General features: G+C 45.5%; 1 protein-coding gene. It reads left to right on the top strand.

Annotated features, from left to right (window positions below):
• A partial coding sequence (locus N473_RS25695) for an SdrD B-like domain-containing protein (protein WP_155735746.1) occupies positions 1-462 on the top strand: 462 nt, incomplete at both ends.

Genomic DNA, 462 nt, shown 5'->3' with positions numbered 1-462 from the left:
GCTAAAAGACATCACGGTCACTATCACGGGCACAGATAAATATGGTCAAGCAGTCAACGAGAGTGTGAAAACTGACGCTAATGGTGCGTTTAGCTTCACAGGTCTGATTGAATCGAGTGCTGATGGCTACACTATCACCCAAACAGTCAGTGGCACTTACCAAACGGGTAATCGCTACATTGGCTCTGATGCTGGCGTGGTGAGCAATATCGCAAAAGTGATAGTCGGCACAGATACAACGCCAGAAGTCAAATTTACAGAAAAACCAAAAGCCGGTGATAAGTCGGTAGCTGGTACTGTGTTCTTGGATGTGAACCAAGATGGCACGGTTGATCAAAACGATCTTCGATTAAAAGACATCACGGTGACTATCACAGGCACAGACAAATTTGGTCAAGCGGTAAATCAAAGTGTAGTGACGAATGCGAGCGGTGAATTCAGCTTTACTGGCCTGATTGAATC

Source organism: Pseudoalteromonas luteoviolacea CPMOR-1 (assembly GCF_001625685.1).
GTDB lineage: Bacteria > Pseudomonadota > Gammaproteobacteria > Enterobacterales > Alteromonadaceae > Pseudoalteromonas > Pseudoalteromonas luteoviolacea_K.
This window is presented reverse-complemented; position numbering and strand designations above follow the sequence as displayed.